Annotated in this window: 11 protein-coding genes; 7 read left to right on the forward strand and 4 right to left on the reverse strand. The window is 59.4% G+C overall.

The annotated features are described in order from the left end of the window. Positions 1 to 4: 4 nt before the first annotated feature. The gene (locus A6070_RS03420; protein ID WP_072287071.1) at positions 5 to 742 is read right to left on the reverse strand and encodes an outer membrane protein assembly factor BamD; all 738 of its coding nucleotides are present in this window, start codon (positions 740 to 742) and stop codon (positions 5 to 7) included. Between the two features lie 226 nt (positions 743 to 968). Continuing rightward, positions 969 to 1829 carry an RNA polymerase sigma factor RpoH gene (gene rpoH, locus A6070_RS03425; protein WP_072287072.1) on the reverse strand — a complete coding sequence of 287 codons (861 nt, stop codon included), beginning with the start codon at positions 1827 to 1829 and terminating at the stop codon, positions 969 to 971. A gap of 210 nt (positions 1830 to 2039) precedes the next feature. Between rpoH and mnmM the strand changes: the two genes are divergently transcribed. From mnmM to xthA, 3 genes are all read left to right on the forward strand, one after another. Continuing rightward, on the forward strand, positions 2040 to 2666 hold the full coding sequence (mnmM, locus tag A6070_RS03430; protein ID WP_158514016.1) for a tRNA 5-(aminomethyl)-2-thiouridylate-methyltransferase MnmM: 627 nt from the start codon (positions 2040 to 2042) through the stop codon (positions 2664 to 2666). Positions 2667 to 2748: 82 nt separating this feature from the next. Next, the gene (gene recQ, locus A6070_RS03435) at positions 2749 to 4539 is read left to right on the forward strand and encodes a DNA helicase RecQ (protein ID WP_072287073.1); all 1791 of its coding nucleotides are present in this window, start codon (positions 2749 to 2751) and stop codon (positions 4537 to 4539) included. Between the two features lie 65 nt (positions 4540 to 4604). Continuing rightward, positions 4605 to 5432, forward strand: coding sequence for an exodeoxyribonuclease III (gene xthA, locus A6070_RS03440; protein WP_072287074.1), 828 nt, complete (start codon positions 4605 to 4607; stop codon positions 5430 to 5432). Between the two features lie 91 nt (positions 5433 to 5523). On the opposite strand, the gene A6070_RS03445 is transcribed toward xthA, so the two are convergent. Next, positions 5524 to 6807 carry an OmpA family protein gene (locus tag A6070_RS03445; protein WP_072287075.1) on the reverse strand — a complete coding sequence of 428 codons (1284 nt, stop codon included), beginning with the start codon at positions 6805 to 6807 and terminating at the stop codon, positions 5524 to 5526. A 441-nt stretch (positions 6808 to 7248) separates the two neighbouring features. On the opposite strand from A6070_RS03445, the gene A6070_RS03455 reads away from it, so the two are divergent. Together A6070_RS03455 and A6070_RS03460 are read left to right on the forward strand one after the other, a co-directional pair. Further along, the gene (locus tag A6070_RS03455; RefSeq protein WP_072287077.1) at positions 7249 to 8946 is read left to right on the forward strand and encodes a DUF6178 family protein; all 1698 of its coding nucleotides are present in this window, start codon (positions 7249 to 7251) and stop codon (positions 8944 to 8946) included. Between the two features lie 211 nt (positions 8947 to 9157). Beyond that, complete coding sequence (locus A6070_RS03460) at positions 9158 to 9358, forward strand: cold-shock protein (protein ID WP_072287078.1); 201 nt, start codon at positions 9158 to 9160, stop codon at positions 9356 to 9358. Positions 9359 to 9440: 82 nt separating this feature from the next. Here the strand turns inward: A6070_RS03460 and rlmD are convergent, their stop codons facing one another. Then, positions 9441 to 10856, reverse strand: a complete 1416-nt coding sequence (rlmD, locus tag A6070_RS03465; protein ID WP_072287079.1) for a 23S rRNA (uracil(1939)-C(5))-methyltransferase RlmD — start codon at positions 10854 to 10856, stop codon at positions 9441 to 9443. A 253-nt stretch (positions 10857 to 11109) separates the two neighbouring features. On the opposite strand from rlmD, the gene ispG reads away from it, so the two are divergent. Next, on the forward strand, positions 11110 to 12192 hold the full coding sequence (gene ispG, locus A6070_RS03470) for a flavodoxin-dependent (E)-4-hydroxy-3-methylbut-2-enyl-diphosphate synthase (RefSeq protein ID WP_072287080.1): 1083 nt from the start codon (positions 11110 to 11112) through the stop codon (positions 12190 to 12192). A 175-nt stretch (positions 12193 to 12367) separates the two neighbouring features. Continuing rightward, on the forward strand, positions 12368 to 14041 hold the full coding sequence (gene pgi, locus A6070_RS03475; RefSeq protein WP_072287081.1) for a glucose-6-phosphate isomerase: 1674 nt from the start codon (positions 12368 to 12370) through the stop codon (positions 14039 to 14041). The last annotated feature ends 170 nt before the right edge of the window (positions 14042 to 14211 follow it).

Here is a 14211-nt window from a genome sequence, read left to right on the forward strand (position 1 = left end):
GTTCTCAGAATTTTTCGCGCAAAATGGCTTTCGCCTTCACAGCCAGGGGGCTGCGCGGAAATTCGGCGATAAGCTGTTCGAAAGTCGTGACGGCAAGGTTGGGGTGGCCGTTTTTCAGAAAAGTGCTCCCCAGGTAGTAGTAGACCTGGTCCTTGTCCGGGCTGTCGGGGAAGGTGTCCAGCGTCTGGCTGAATCTGCCGATGGCGGCCCGGTGCTCGTCGGTCTTGTAGTAAAACAGGCCGATATACAGCTGGTTGGCCGCCAGGTGATTGCGACAGGCCTTGATCCGTTCGGGAGCGGTAGCGCTTTCGGGAGCCGTCGGGTATAGCTTGATAAGGCTTTCAAAGGTTATCAATGCGTTGCGTGTGGCCGTCTGGTCGCGGTCGATGGCCAGAATCTGGTTGAAGTAGGATTCTCCAAGCTGGAACATGACACGGGCCGATTGCTCTGTTCCGGGGTGGCGCTTCAGATAATTTTCGTATCCGGCCGACGCCTCGACATAGTCCTTGCTGGCGAAGTGGGCATCGGCTATGCGTAGTTCGGCGCGCCGGTTCAGTTCTGCTGTTTCGTAAATTTCCATGGCCTTTTGATAGGCCTCGATGGCAGCCGTATATTCCTTGCCGGCAAAAGCCTGCTCTCCGCGAAGGAAATATTCTTCGGCGGTCTGCGGTTCGGGCAGCTTGGCCGTCGAGCAGGCTGCCAGCAGGCACAGGGCGGACAGGGAGAAGATAAGCGACTTCATGGGTGTTGTCCTCCGCCTTAAGGGCTGTCGGGGGATAGAATGCGCGACACGACAGGGATACGGGGTGGATATGCAAGCGTTAAAAATCGGGACGCCGTATCCCTGGCATGGCCCGCGTGATGCCTGATGTTTCTGACAGGCTATCAAACCCGCTAAAGGTAAGGGATTTGCCCGTATTTGTCAATCGTGCAGCAGGGCAAGCCAGACTGCCGGGCTACCATTGCCTTCACTCGGTCTGCAGACATTGGGCGGTTGCCGTCAAGGCTTTGCGGATTTTTTCGAGGGCATTTTTTTCCAGTTGCCGGACTCTCTCGCGGCTGATGCCGTAGTCGTCCGCCAGTGCCTGCAGGGTGCTTGGTTCATCCTTGAGGATACGCTCCTTCACGATGCGCCGTTCCCTTTCGTTCAACAGTTCCATGGCGTTATGTACCCGGGACTTTGCGAGGCGGTTTTCCTGATATCTGATGAGCTGTTCCTCCTGGTTTTCCCGATCGTCCGCCAGGGCGTCGAGCAGGCTGAAATCTTCGCCCTCCACCAGGTTGACATCCAGGGAGGTGTCGCGGCCGGCCATGCGGCGGCCCATCTCCTCGACCTCCTCATCGCGGACGTTGAGCTGTTCGGCAATGGTTTGAGTGTCCTCATTGCCGGTCAGGCGTCGTATGGCGCTGCGCGCCTGGTTGAGCTTGAAGAACAGCTTCTTCTGTGCCTGGGTGGTGCCGATTTTGACCAGCGACCAGTTGCGGATGATGAAGTTGTGGATGTAGGCTCTGATCCACCAGACAGCATAGGTGATAAAGCGCAGGCCGCGTTCCGGTTCATATTTCTTCAGGGCTTTCATCAGGCCGATATTGCCTTCCTGGATGAGGTCCAGCAGCTTCAGTCCGTAGCCGCGATATTCGTGGGCGATTTTGACCACGAAACGCAGATTGGCGCAAATCAGGCGCTGGGCGGCTTGGATGTCCTCATTCTTGCGATAGGCGCAGGCCAGACGGAACTCCTCGTCCCGGGACAGCAGATCGAACTGGCGGATCTGGGCGATATAGAGAGACAGGTTGTCTGAAGGGATCGGCAGCGACAAATTACTCATGCTATCCATCTCCTGAAAGGCAGGAACAATTGTTAGCACTCCAAGGTTGTGAGTGCTAATTTTATAACAGATTCCGGCTTCGGGTTCAAGCCCGGTGTGCGGGAAGTCCTGCCGAAAAAGCCGTCGGGGCCGAGCGAGTTGACAGGGAGGGGGCGCCGCCCCATAATGGCCCCTGTCTGGTTGCCAGGGAAACGTGAAAAGGCGAAAAGCATGGAATCCGCTTTAAAACAATTTACGGAAATGACCCGCTGGGCACGGCTGCTGCTGCAGCCCGCGCTGGTTGCGGGCGGGTTGGCCGTTGATCTTACCGCCGGCAATGGACACGACACCCTGTATCTCTGGCAAAAAGTGGGCCCCGGGGGAACGGTCGTGGCATTCGACCTGCAAAAGCGGGCGCTGGAAAATACCGCCAGGCGGTTACGTAGCGCGGGGGCGTTTGTGGCCTGTCAGACCCCTGCCACGCTTGTTGAAAGGGCATCGGCCGGTGTGTTTCTGGTGGAAGGCTGCCACTCGCGCCTGTCCTCGGTATTGCGGGAAGAACCGCTGGCCGTGGTTGCCAATCTCGGCTATTTGCCGGGCGGAGACCACGCTTTGGTGACCCGCCGGGAAACCACCTTGGCGGCCCTGCAAGCGGCGGCAGCATGCCTGGCGGCCGGCGGGCGCCTGGTCGTGACCGCTTATCCGGGTCATGGTGGCGGCGAGGAGGAAAGCCGGGCCGTACAGGATTTTTTCGCCGGCCTCGATCCCCATCGGTGGGTGGGGCTGAATCTTCGCAACATCAACCGTTGCCATGCCCCCTTTTTGCTGGTGGCTGAAAAAAGAACCGGCGGCGCCTGATGCCGTAGCGCCTGCATTGGACGACGAGCGGCCGGCCTGCTCACTGCACAAAGGAACTTACTTCATAAATCAAAGGTTTGCCATGTACCCCGATCCGCTGGATATTTTGAGGCGCGTTTTCGGTTTTCAGTCCTTTCGCCCCCTGCAGGAAGAGATCATCCGCCGGCTCGTTGCCGGTCGGGATGCCTTTGTGCTGATGCCGACCGGCGGAGGGAAGTCTCTCTGCTACCAGCTGCCGGCGTTGATGCGCAAGGGGGTCGCCATTGTCGTGTCGCCGCTGATATCCCTGATGAAAGATCAGGTCGATGCGTTGCGCGTTAATGGTGTCCGCGCCGCCTACTACAACTCCTCCCTTGCCTCCGCGGAGGCCCGCCGGGTGCTGGCCGATCTGCACGGGGGGCGCCTCGAACTGTTGTATATCGCCCCGGAGCGCCTGATGGGGTCCGGTTTTCTGGAGAGACTGGCGGATATCGATGTCGCGCTGTTCGCCGTCGACGAGGCGCATTGCATTTCCCAGTGGGGGCACGATTTCAGGCCGGAGTATATTCAACTGGGCCAGCTGCGCCGGCATTTTCCCGAGGTTCCTCTCGTCGCCCTGACCGCGACTGCCGATGCACAGACCCGCCAGGATATCCTGGCGGGTCTCGGGCTGTCCCGTGAGGATAGCTTCATCACCAGCTTCGATCGTCCCAACATTCGATATACGGTGCTGGAAAAGCACCAGCCGGCCCGGCAACTGGCGACCTTTCTTGCCGCGCACGGCGGTGAGGCCGGAATTGTCTACGCGCTGAGCCGCAAGCGGGTGGAGGAAGTGGCCACCCGTTTATGCGATGCGGGGATCTCGGCAGCGCCATATCATGCCGGCCTGGCGGATGGCGAAAGAAACCGTGTGCAGGAGCTGTTCCTGCGGGACGAACTGCAGGTTGTGGTGGCAACGGTGGCGTTTGGCATGGGTATCGACAAATCGAATGTTCGCTTCGTGGTGCATTACGACATGCCCAAGAATATCGAAGGCTATTATCAGGAAACCGGGCGCGCCGGGCGCGATGGCCTGCCGGCGGAGGCTCTGCTGTTGTTTGGTTACGGGGATGTGGCATTGTGCCGGGGCCTGATCGAAAAAGGCGGCAACGAGGAACAGAACCGCATCGAACTGCACAAGCTCAACGCCATGGCGGCGTTCGCCGAAGCGCTTACCTGCCGGCGCCGCGTGCTGCTGGGGTATTTCGGGGAGCAGACGACGGAAGATTGCGGCAACTGTGATATTTGTCTTCAGCCCCCGGAATCCTACGACGCCACCGAGGACGCGCGCAAAGCCCTGTCCTGTGTGTACCGCGTCGGGCAGCGTTTTGGTGCCGGGCATGTTATCGACGTGCTGCGCGGTGCCGACAGCGATCGTATCAAGCGACTTGGGCACGACCGGCTGTCGACCTACGGCATCGGCGCCGATGTCAGCCGGGACGTTTGGGGCAGCCTGCTGCGGCAGTTGGTGCATCACGGTTACCTGTATCAGGACGTAGGCAATTACTCCATATTGCGTTTGACTGAAAAAGCACGGCCGTTGCTGCGCGGAGAGACCTCGCTGCGGTTGGCCAGGCCGCGAATCAGGGTGCGTGCGGTCCGCAGTGCCGCACCGCGCAATGCCGCGGGCTGGTCCTACGATGAAGGCTTGTTTGAAGCCTTGCGCACATTGCGCAAGCGGCTGGCCGATCGTGAGCAGGTGCCCCCTTTCGTCGTGTTTTCGGATGCCACGCTTGCGGAAATGGCCGCCAGACGGCCGCGGGATGCGGCAGGGTTGCTGAGCGTCAACGGTGTCGGTCAACGCAAGCTGGAGCGCTATGGCGAGGATTTTCTGGCGTTGCTCATCGATTATTGAGGCATGCCGCCGGACAAGGCGGATTCCGCGTTGGGAGAAGGCAGGCGCTTGAAGGGATATGAAAAATGAAAATTGTTTCGTTCAATGTCAACGGAATTCGCGCCCGCCTTCACCAGTTGCAGGCCGTGATCGAAAAACATGCGCCCGATATTATCGGCCTGCAGGAAACCAAGGTGCCGGACGGGGATTTCCCCGTCGAGGCCATCCGCGAAATGGGTTATCACGTAACATATCATGGGCAGAAGAGCCATTACGGCGTTGCCCTGATGTCCCGTCAGGTTCCGGTCGAAGTAGTCAAGGGTTTGCCGGGCGATGCCGCTGACAGCCAGCGACGCCTTGTCGGTGCCGCCTATGACACGGGTGGCGGTGCTCCGGTGTGGGTGTTCAGCGCCTATTTTCCCCAGGGAGAGTCGCGCCACAACGCTGTCAAGTTCACTGCCAAGCAGCGATTCTATCTTGAGCTGTACCAGTATCTGCACGACAGGTTTGAAGCGCGCGATGCGCTGATTCTCATGGGAGACGCCAATGTTGCGCCGGCGGATGCTGATGTGGGCATCGGCGAGGATAACGTCCGGCGCTGGCTGCGCACCGGTAAATGCAGCTTCCTGCCTGAAGAGCGGGATTGGTTGCAGCGCCTGCTCGACCTTGGGCTGGCTGATACCTTTCGCAGCTGTCATGGCTCGCTGACGGATTGTTTCAGCTGGTTCGATTACCGCAGCCGCGGTTTTGAAAGAGATCCGCGACGGGGGTTACGCATCGATCTGGTTCTCGCCGGTGGCGGTTTGATCGAGAAATGCAGTGCCGCCGGCATCGATTACGAGATCCGCGCCATGGACAAACCGTCCGATCATTGCCCCGTGTGGGCCGATATCGATATCAGCCTTGCGGGGTGAACCGTCCGGTTCCTGTTGTTTGTCGCAAATGCTGGGTGCCCAGAGCCGGGCAGGCCATACCTGGCGAGTGCATGTAACCCGAAGGGTCGAATTACTTTTTGGTCGTTGCGTAAACGCTCAGCTCGACCCGCCGGTTGCGTTGTCGTCCCCTGGCGGTGGCGTTGTCGGCGACAGGAAGGCTTTCACCGAAGCCCCTGGCAACGAGGCGAGAGGGCTGGACACTGAACTTTTCAATCAGGTATTTGCGTACGCTGTCGGCGCGGCGCTGCGACAGGGTGAGATTGTAGGCCGCCGAGGCGCGCGAATCCGTGTGCCCGGCGATGAGGATGCGCGCACCGGGGTGCTTGCGGATAAATGCGGCGCCGCGTTTGAGTTCGGCATGGTAACGGGGCGCGATGTCGGCTTTGCCGGTTTCGAACTCGATGGCCAGCGTCATGGAGGCGGCGCAGCCGTGTTTGTCGACCATCAGGCCAGTCGTGGTGCCGGGGCATCTATCGTTGGCATCGGCGATGCCATCGCCGTCGCTGTCGGCGCTGCATCCTTTTTCATCGACGGGCAATCCCTGCGGCGTTCCGGGGCATCTGTCGAGGGAATCGGGCACGCCGTCGCCATCTTTGTCCGATGGGCAGCCCTGCCGGTTGACGCTGGCCGATCTTGGGGTCCTGGGGCATTTGTCGCGGTAATCGGGGACCCCGTCAGCGTCGCCGTCCAGGGGGCAGCCGAGCCTGTCGACCGGCACCCCCAGGGGGGTGTCGGGGCAGGCGTCATTGGCATCGATGACGCCGTCTTTGTCGCTGTCCTTGGGCGTGGTTCTCACCGGGGGCTTCTGCTGATTGCCGAACAGGTAGGTAAGTCCGGCTGAATAGATGAAGTTGTTTTCCGGGTCGCCAAAGGCGAACACATGGCGCAGGTCGCCCCGTAGCGCCAGGCTGTCGGTAAAGAAATATTTCAGGCCGATGCCGTAGTTGAGCAGAAAATCGGTTTCGCTGCCGCCGTGGTCCGGATTGAGAGTCGTGCCGCCAAGGCCTCCGGCAAGATAAGGCACGAGGCTGCTTTCCGGCATGAAATGGTACAGAGCGTCGAGGCGATATGCCAGCCCGTCGGCATTGCCGCTTTGATCATGGCCGAGGTCGGCGTTAAAATAGTTGAGCACAAACTCGGTGCTCCAGCTGTTCGTCAGGTTGTAGCCCAAGCCGAGGCTGTAGGTCAGCGCATCGTCATAAGGCTGGTCGCCTTCGAATATATACCCTCCAAGCATGGGACTGACGGTAAAGGTTTTTCTGGCGCGGGCAGCCGCGAGGCCGGACAGGGGCGGCAAGCAGAGCAGGGCCGCGCACAGAAGGCCCGAAAGAGTGTAGAGAAACGTTTTTTTCATAGAAGCCCTCCCGATGTCAGGCAACGGGAAAGTAATCCGCGAAACGATGAATGGAATGATTTCAACATATTAACATTTCGTGCTTTTAATTCAAGGATGAAACTCGGTGAAAATCCAAGCACCTTCAATGGGAAACTGCCGTCAGGCTCCCCCGGATGACAAAATCCCTGCAGTGCGGATGGTCCGACGCGGCACAAGCGCAAGTAAACCGCACTCAGGATATCATCAAAGCCATGCGTCCGGAAAGTGAAATGTTCATCCGTTCAGGTTTCGTTGTGCGTTTCGGTGGAGTACACAACAAGGGGTTTCCTGGTGTGGTTGCGCCAGGATTGCCATGCCTTCTATCTCTTGACCGCAGCCTGGGGCTGCATTAAATTGATCGCCATTTCCGGATGAATTCAGTGCTGTTTCCGGATGAAAACCAGGTTACAAGGAGTTTTTATGACCATAAAACACCCCCCCGCCGGTGGGAAAAAGGATCTGGCACCGGGCGAGTCTTCCGCGTTGCATTTGCATGGGCAGGCTTTTCATGCGTTGTCGCTTGAGCAGCAGCGGGAACAACTGCGCCTTGCCGACGCTTCCATGCGTTATCGCATGATTCTCGATGCGGCGGATGGTCGCGACCTGACACATTCGCTGGCGTCACAGGATCTGTTTTTGACCATCAAGGAGTTGGGGCGCGACGAGGTTCCCGAGCTTGTGGCCATGTCATCCGGAGAACAGCTGACGGCGTTTATCGATCTCGACTGCTGGAAAGGCGATCGCATCGACGCTCCCGAGGCCTTGCAATGGCTGGCGCTTGCCATGACCGAAGGCGAGGAAGCCGTACTGACGGCCGCTGCTGCAATCGATTTTGAATTGCTGGTACTGATTATGGCAAAATTCGTGCGTGTGCTGCGAGGGCCGGAAGCATTTCACGATGAAGACAATCCGCCGGACCTGTCCAAATGTGTCGGTAGCTACGAAGTGGACTTCCTGCAGCAGAAGTACGCGCGCCTGGTGTCCAGCATTCTTGATTGTCTTTATCGACTCGACTCGGCCTTTTACATGCATCTGATGGAGGCCCTGCGCTGGGAGCTGCTTTCCAGTCTGGAGGAAAATGCTTACCAGGGGCGCTGTGAGCGTCTGCAGGATCTCGGCTTTCCCGACGCGCTGCAGGCGGCCGAAATTTACGCTCCCCTTGATCCGGCTACCTTCGAGGCGGCCAGTTATCGCCGCCATGCAACCGTGGACGGGACAGCTCCGGCGCCAGGGTTTGCTTTAAGTATAGTGCGGCGCGGGGATTTGCTGGGCCGGGTTTTGTCCATGGGGATCGGCGCGGCAACCGGTTGGGATCTTGTCTATCTGGCCAACAAGATGATGGTGGCCGACAGAATTGATTGCGGTGATCGGGATGCCTTGAAAACGGCCATGGACAAGGTTTACGGCTATCTCAACCTGGCGCTTGAACACCTCTGCCACAACGATGCGGAGCGGGCGGCCCAACTTCTCGAAAATTCTTATCTGCAGCCGCTTTTTCAGCTGGGTTACAGCCTCACGCTGTCCTTGCAGCAGCGGGCCCGCCGTTTGCGCTCATCCTCCCTCGGCCCCTGGCTGGATGGTGTATGGGCAATGCTGTCGGAGGCTCTTTCAGCGGTGCGTCCCCTCTACCCTCTGGCACTCGATACTCCTGGCGCGGGAGGGACACGATCTTTCCGCGATCTGTCCGATGTGGAGCGTGTGGCAGAGACTCTGGCCAGCATCGAAGCGGCGCGCCGTCTGTTCGAGGAGCATTTTCCTTTCCGCTTGCCTGCGCCTGATGACCTCGACCTTTGTGGCTGCCAGCCGGATCAGTTTCAGGGGGTCGGTTTACGGCACTTCTTCCTTACCGCCGTGGCCAATCGGTTGTCGGGACGGCCCTTTGACATAACGCCGCTTCCCGCCAGGGAACTCGCTGGCCTGCACTATCAGGTGTGCAAGGACAAGACTTTGAACAATGTTTTGCGGGAGGAGATCCGAACCTGGATCGGCAAAATGGAGCCGGATGCATGGCCTTTCGTGGAAGCCTGTCTGCATTGCTGGAACGATACTCTTTGCCCGTTGCTGCCCGAAAGGCTGGATGCGCGGTTTCTCGACGGCTTGCTGGTGCGCCTGTCCTGAGGTGCCCGCGGTATTTTCGGCGGCCCCGCCTGCGGGTAAAAGGGAGCTTGATTTTGCGCAGGGGTTATGTTAGTGAAGTCGTATTAATAAAATTCAGGTCATGCTGCCCATTGCGTGAGGTTGGCCTGGCGGCAGGCATGACGGTTCCGTGGCGATGCCGGCGGAATCTGGCGAGAGACTGCGCAAGCGCTAGATCAAAGGAGAGACGACAATGGCTCAAGGTGTGGTGAAGTGGTTCAATGATGCCAAGGGATTCGGCTTTATCGAACAGAAAAACGGTCCGGATGTTTTCGTGCATTTTTCCGTTATTCAGGCCGAAGGCTTTAAAAGCCTCTCCCAGGGTCAGCAGGTCCAGTTTGATGTTGTCGAAAGCCAGAAAGGCCCCCAGGCCAGCAATGTGATCAAGCTGTAACGGCTTTTTTGCTTTTAACCTTTTTTGCTTTTAAAAAGGGCCAAAGGGCTCCGCCGGCAATGCACGGAGCCTTTTGGCCCTTTTATTTTTGTGAATGGCCCCCGCGGCTCAGGCGGACCACGGTTTCGATATGCGCGGTCTGGGGAAACATGTCGACGGGCTGTACCGCGTCACAGCGGTAACCAAGCCGTATCAGCTCGGCAAGGTCCCGGGCGAGGGTCTCCGGGTTGCACGAAACGTAGATCATGACCCTGGGTTGCAGGCTGGCAACGGCCTGCAGCACTTCGGTCTGACAGCCGCCGCGCGGGGGGTTGAGAACGGCGACCGCCGGTTGCGGGATGCTGGTGGCCAGGTCCTCCAGCAAATGGGCCGTATCGCCGGCCAGGAAGCGGCAGTTGCCGAGCTGGTTCAGTACGGCATTCTGCTGGGCGTTGCGGACGGCTTCCTCGACCATTTCAATGCCGACGACCTGTCCGGCATCCCGGGCCAGATGCAGGGCGATGCCTCCGATGCCGCAGTAAAGGTCGAGGGCGTATTCGTTATCCCGCAGGGCCGCCCACTGTCGCACCAGGGAATAAATGCGCGCGGCCTGCGCATGGTTGACCTGGAAAAAGGAGGTCGGGGATATGCGCAGACGGATGTCGCCAACCTGGTCGAACAGATCGGGCTGCCCGATCATGCGCAGGGTTTCCCGTCCCAGGATGACGTTGCCGCCGGAGGCATTCACGTTCTGTTGCACGGATACGATTTGCGGAACCTTGCGCATCACCCACTTGGCAAGGATCGGAATGCGTTTGAAGTCCTTTTGAGAGGTTACGAAGGTTACCATTGCCTTGCCGTTTGCGGGACTGACCTTGATCAGCAGATAGCGCAACAGGCCGCGCCGGCTGACAGGGTTGTAAAGATAGATATCCTGACGGGCAATTTCATCCCGCACCACTTCGACAATGCGGTTGATCAGGGGATGATGCAGCGGGCAGGCGCCTGTGTCCACCACATCATGGCTGCCGCGCCGGTACAGTCCGATGACGATGCGGCCCTTGTGCCGGCCGAGAGCCAGCTTGACGCTGGTGCGATAACCGAGCGGTTGGTCGGCACCGAGCACCGGCTGGATTGCGACATCCTTCAGCTCGGGGACCCTGCCGAAGGCTTCCTGAACTTTATCCTGCTTGAACCGCAACTGTTGCGGATAGTGCATGGACATCAGAGAGCATCCCTGGCATGCGCTCAGGGATTTGCACGGCGATGGCCGACGCATCGGGCTCGGCTCGAGAATGCGTTGCAGGCGGCCGACCTCACGGCGCTGGCCTTCATGTTCGATGCTTATGGCGACCCGCTCGCCCGGAAGGGCGCCCGCTACCAGCACTTCCTTGCCCTGGCGCCGGGCGACGCCGAGGCCGTCGCTGTTGAGACGCTCGATGTCGATTTCAACGAGCCCGCAGGAAGTCTTTCTTCTCTGACGGCCCGCGGCCGGCTGATTTTCCGTTTGTCTGGACATGGTTTACCTGCTTTCAGAATGCTTGTATCTAGTGTGACGGCACCTTAAATCGTAACCACACCGCTGTCAACGTCTCTTTTGGCGGCTTGACTTCACTGATGGCGGGTCGTAAACTCGCTGGCGGCGACCCGGTGTTGCTGCCGGCGCTGGCTTGTCCTCCGATGCTTCCGGGCACTTCTTTTTGGGTTCCGCTGGCCGGTTTTTAACAGCCAGCCGGATGCCATCCGATACCGTTTTTCCAGGAGCAGAACCTATGAGACGAATTTCCCGGCCGATGCAACTGGGCAGTGTCGCCATTGGCGGCGACGCACCGGTTTCCGTTCAGTCGATGTGCAGTACCCCGACAAGCGATGTTGCCGCGACCCTGGCGCAGATTGAAAGGCTGGCCGCGGCAGGCTGCGAGATTGTGCGCTGTGCGGTTCCCGACGAACAGGCCGCGCTGGCGCTGGCCGCCATCCGTGCCGATTGCGCCATGCCGATGATTGCCGATATCCATTTTGATTATCGGCTGGCCATGATGGCCCTGCAGGGAGGCGTCGATGGTTTGCGTCTCAATCCTGGCAACATCGGAGCGCGCTGGAAGGTCGAGGAAGTGGTCAGGGCCTGCGCCGAGCGCCGTGTGCCGATTCGTATCGGCGTCAATGCCGGCTCTCTGGAAAAGGATCTGCTGGAGCGCTACGGTCATCCTACCGCCGAGGCAATGGTGGAAAGCGCTCTGGGACATATTCGCATTCTGGAAGATCTCGGTTACGGGGAAATCAAGGTCAGCCTCAAGGCATCGGATATCCGGCGCACGGTGGAGGCTTACCGCCTGCTGGCCGTGCAGGTCGATTATCCTCTGCATATCGGCATCACCGAAGCCGGCACCACCTGGGCCGGAACCATTAAAAGCGCAGTGGGCCTCGGCGCGCTGCTGTACGACGGTATCGGCGATACCCTGCGCGTATCCCTGACCGGTGATCCGGTGGAAGAGGTGCGCGTCGGCTGGGAGATACTCAAGTCCCTCCAGCTGCGGCAGCGCGGCCCGGTATTTGTCAGCTGCCCCACCTGCGGGCGGTGTCAGATCGATCTGATTTCGGTGGCGGAAGAAGTCGAACAACGACTGAAGGACCTGCCGCTGGCTATTACCGTGGCGGTCATGGGGTGTGTTGTCAATGGTCCCGGCGAGGCCCGCGAAGCCGATCTCGGCATTGCCGGAGGCAAGGGACAGGGGATCCTTTTCCGGCGTGGTAAAGTGCTGCGCAAGGTTCCCCAAGGCGAGCTGGCCGATGCCCTGGTGGCTGAAGCCTGGAAGCTGGTCGAGGAGGAGCCACCGGGAGGACCGGAAAAAAGATAAAACCGCGGGCCGATTTTCGCAGTGACTGGAAATCGGCCTTTTTTGTGTTTTCATTGGGGCGAAAGCAGGTGACGGCATCGTCTGCAAAAGGATAAACCGAAACGGCATGCGCCGAAGGTTCGAGCCGAAACGCCTTGCGCGGCAAAACCGATCAACTTTGGACACAGGAGGTACCGTGCTGACCCAGACCAGGGCATGGCAACGCTTGCAGGAACATCACCGGCAGGTTTCCGGTAGCCACATGCGCGATCTTTTTGACCGCGACGATCGGCGGATGCAGCGTTTTTCGCTGCAGTTCGAGGATCTGCTGTTCGATTTCTCCAAAAATCGCATCACCGATCAGACCCTCGAACTGTTATGCGATCTGGCGCGGGAGTGTGGACTCGCGGACCGTATCGAAGGCATGTTCGCCGGAGAGGCGGTCAACTGCACTGAAGGGCGCGCGGCTCTGCACGTGGCGCTGCGCAATCGGTCCAACCGCCCCATGAAGGTCGATGGCGAGGATGTCATGCCGGCCGTCAACGCGGTGTTGACGCAGATGCGAAGCTTCGTCGAAGGGGTGCACAGCGGCGCATGGCGCGGTTTTTCCGGCGAGCGGATCCGTGACGTGGTGAATATCGGCATCGGCGGATCGGATCTCGGCCCTCGCATGATTGTCCAGGCCCTGACCCCATACCACCACTCCGGCCTGAAGGTGCATTTCGTCTCGAATATCGATCCGGCCGACCTTCTCGATACCCTGGCCGGGCTGCGACCGGAAACCACGCTGTTTCTCGTTGCCTCCAAGACCTTTGGTACCCAGGAAACCCTGGCCAACGCGCATGCCGCCAAAGACTGGTTTTTGCGGTGTGCCGGCGATCAACAGCATGTAGCGCGCCATTTCGTGGCCATTTCCACGCATCGGCAGCGGGTGCGGGATTTCGGCATCGATCCGGAAAACATGTTCACCTTCTGGGACTGGGTTGGTGGGCGCTATTCCCTGTGGTCCGCCATCGGCCTGTCCATCGCCCTGGCTGTCGGCATGCAGCGCTTCGAGGAACTGCTGGCCGGCGCGCATGCCGTGGATGAACATTTTCGCAGTGCACCCTTCGAAAAAAACCTGCCGGTTGTCATGGCGCTGCTGGGGATCTGGTATATCAATTTTTTCGGTGCGGCCAGCCATGCCATCGTGCCTTACGCCCAGCATCTCCAGAGGTTGCCTGCCTACCTTCAGCAGGCCGACATGGAAAGCAACGGCAAAACAACTACCTGCGAAGGTCGTGCCGTTAGCTGGGATACGGGACCGGTGGTCTGGGGGGAACCCGGCACCAACGGCCAGCATGCCTTTTTCCAGTTGCTGCACCAGGGGAGCCGGCTGGTGCCTGTCGATTTTCTGTTGCCGGCGTGCAGCCATTACGCCCTGGGAGCACATCAGGATATGCTGCTGGCCAACTGCCTGGCCCAGGCCGAAGCACTGATGCGCGGTCGCACCGAAGACGAAGTCCGTCGACAATTGCGGGAGGAGGGGCTGGGTACGGCGGAAATTGAACGTCTTGCGCCCCATCGGGTTTTTCCCGGCAATCGTCCCAGTAATCTGTTCATGTTCGGCAAACTGGCTCCACGCACCCTGGGGAGCCTGGTCGCCCTTTACGAGCACAAGATTTACGTGCAGGGCGTGTTATGGGGAGTCAATTCTTTTGACCAGTGGGGGGTGGAACTCGGCAAAAAACTTGCAGACACTATTCTGTCCGAGTTGCAGGGCGAGGGGGATTTGCGGGAGCATGACAGTTCGACAACCGCCCTGATTCATCGGGTCCGATGCTTTCCGCGCCGATCCGGTTGCCAGTCCGGGGACAGTGGCCAACAGTGAACAATCGCTGCGGCAAAGTCATTGTGATCCTCCCCGGAGCCTTTGTGCAAAAGGACGGCGGGATTTTTTCGGAGAAAGTGGTAATACGCGGTGCGGTTTGTTTTTTCTATGGTTTTCAGGCACTTCAGGGGGCGATGCCGGTGCGCTTTGCTGCTGGCAGCGGCCATAGG

Source organism: Syntrophotalea acetylenica (assembly GCF_001888165.1).
Lineage (GTDB): Bacteria > Desulfobacterota > Desulfuromonadia > Desulfuromonadales > Syntrophotaleaceae > Syntrophotalea > Syntrophotalea acetylenica.